The 2,485-nt window shown below is 55.1% G+C and carries 2 protein-coding genes; both read left to right on the top strand.

Annotated elements, in window-relative coordinates; all coding sequences use genetic code 11:
- Positions 1-583 precede the first annotated feature (583 nt).
- Positions 584-1,264, top strand: a complete 681-nt coding sequence (locus tag NUW23_12005; GenBank protein ID MCR4426888.1) for a GntR family transcriptional regulator — start codon at positions 584-586, stop codon at positions 1,262-1,264.
- Between the two features lie 162 nt (positions 1,265-1,426).
- Entirely contained in the window at positions 1,427-2,431 is a 1,005-nt protein-coding gene (locus NUW23_12000; protein MCR4426887.1) for a TAXI family TRAP transporter solute-binding subunit, read from the top strand.
- Positions 2,432-2,485: the final 54 nt, after the last annotated feature.

The raw sequence follows: 2,485 nt of genomic DNA, 5'->3' as shown, positions 1-2,485 counted from the left end.
CACAAGAAAACCCGCAATATCGTGCTAATCCCATCAATTGGAACGCGCCGCCGCACGCTCAATGCCTCATGGCAACTTCTGGCAGACTATGCCATGACGTCAGAGCACCTCCGTTTCCGGACATATCCTGCGTCGATCCACGCTCGACGGGCACCGCCTTGGCCGCGGGGGCTTGGAGGATGAGCAGTTGTGTTCACAGGTCTGTGACGTGTGTTCGATACGTGCGGAGGACACTGTTGTCGGCCGTAAGTTGGTCATCTCAGGTCGGGGTGCATCAGTGAAGGAAGCGTTGAGAGCCTGAAAGCCATGGTCTATCCCGCGAAGCGGTCGAGTGCTGGTACGGACCAGTTCTGTGAGCACAACATGTGGGCGCACGTAATCCTGCAAGACGGTACGACTTCGCTAGTTGGATAGCACCTCTGGGATGGGTGGTAGGTCGTGAGTGGCAAAACGAGATCGGGGGACGCCTATGCGAGAGAATAAAGGATGAACAAAGATAACATGGTTGACATGGCATATTGAGTATGATATACCATATACAGAACATCAAAGGCCAAAGGTACTATATGGGGTGGTATGGAGAATGCCCCGCTCATCAGAGCGCCCAGATGATCTGCTATTGGTCCAAGCAAGTACGTACTCCGAGGAAACGTACCAGCGCCTTAAGAAGGCCATTGTTACTGGCTACCTGGGGCCCGGGCAACGGTTAGTCGAGCGTGACCTGGTAGACAGAATGGGAGTAAGTAGGACTCCGGTACGTGAGGCCATACAAAGGCTCACGTACGACGGACTTGTTGTTGGCGAACCGTACCGGGGGGTATTTGTGCGAGAGCTATCGCACAAGGAAGCTCAGGACCTGTATGAGCTTCGCGCTGCCCTGGAGGGCACTGCGGCGCTTCTTGCGAGCTCACGTGCTACCACCGCCGATATAGCAGGCCTAGAGGCTTTGCTTGAGGAGATACGCATGGCGCGGCAGAAGGGAGACTGGCCCAATAGCCTGCTGGGCAACCACGCGTTTCACAGGAGAATCGGGCAGACAAGCGCGAACGAGGCGATTATGAATCAACTGGATACTGTTCTATCCCAAATCAGCCTCTGGCGTACGGCCTACATGCACACGGGGGGAACATACAGAGATACGTTCCCAGAGCATGCTGCGATAATGGAAGCACTTGCTCGACGAGAAGGATCCACTGCTCGGGTTCTGATGGAAGAGCACATAATGAGGTCGTGGCGAAACTCCACGGGTTCGTCCGAACGTTGAATGGAGGTGCACCGCTGGGACTAGGGATTGAGCTGTGGTACGAAGAGAAGTCGGGAGGCTTACTAGGGTCCAAACAGTCTACGTATCAGACGCAACAGGCAGCATCCAACGTCGTCACGGAGAGACTCACACCAGATTCGAAGATGGGGGGGGTTTCTTACTTTGTCACGCTTGAAAGTTGCTGCACTCGCCCTTGCCATGTTGACACTGGCAGGATCATCCCAACCAAGTCTGGCCGCACCCTTTGAGGTTACGTTCAACGCGGGATCGATCGGCGGTACGTTTTTCATCATGGGAACCGCGTTTACGGCAGCCTGGGAGGAGAAAATCCCGGGCTTCAGCGGTGTTGTAGTGCCCGGAGGCAGCTTCGGGAACATTATCAACGTCTCAAAAGATAAGTCAGGACGCCAAATGGGATTGGCAACCACACCTATGCTTCGCGATGCTTGGAACGGGCTGCACGAGTTTGGGGAGCAAGGTTTTAAGAACGGGATAACGAACATACGAGCGCTCTCGAACCTGGGATATGGGGCCACCTTCCATTTCGTTGTTACGTCTCGGATCGTGCCACAGGGTGTTACCACCCTTGGCGAGTTTCTCAAGACCAAACCGCGGATCAGGGTGTCGGTGGGTCCTAGAGGTACCGGTGGAGAGATTGGCGTACGCCGGGTCCTGGAATCTTACGGCGTCACTTACGATGATATCAAGGCATGGGGCGGGAACGTCCAGTTCACTGACTACTCCGACGCAATTTCCGCGATCATGGATGGCCATCTCGACGGGTTATGGAACAATTTCCCACCATACCATCCAGGGATCACCGAGCTGGCGTTCTCCCGGGACATTACGCTCCTCTCCATCGACGACGACAAGCTGGCATTCTTCGAGAAGGAGTATCAGTGGCCTCGTGCTACCATGAAACCTGGGGTTTACAACAAGGTGGACAGGCCAGTCCACACTAGCATTGAACACTACGTCGTGTTTGCGCATGAGAACCTCCCCGAGGAACTTGCCTACCAGATGACCAAGATCATACTGACCAACAAGGATCGGTGGGTCAAGGCCTTCATGGGTATGCAGGCATTCGAGCCCGAAACGGGCTGGGTAGTGCCTATTCCGCTTCATAAAGGCGCGGAGCGCGCATTCAAGGAACTCGGGTATCTCTAAGCCGGCATGGAGTCCCTGGATACTGGTGCTGAGAGAAGAGTCGCCCGCCCAGGA

It is taken from the genome of Bacillota bacterium (genome assembly GCA_024655925.1).
In the GTDB taxonomy this organism is placed as follows: domain Bacteria; phylum Bacillota; class DTU025; order DTU025; family JANLFS01; genus JANLFS01.
The sequence above is the reverse complement of the archived record's forward strand: the minus strand, read 5'-3'. Positions and strand labels throughout refer to the sequence as shown.

Coding starts and splice junctions, on each gene's coding strand:
- NUW23_12005 (MCR4426888.1), top strand. CDS start 584: ATGCCCCGCTCATCAGAGCGCCCAGATGATCTGCTATTGGTCCAAGCA.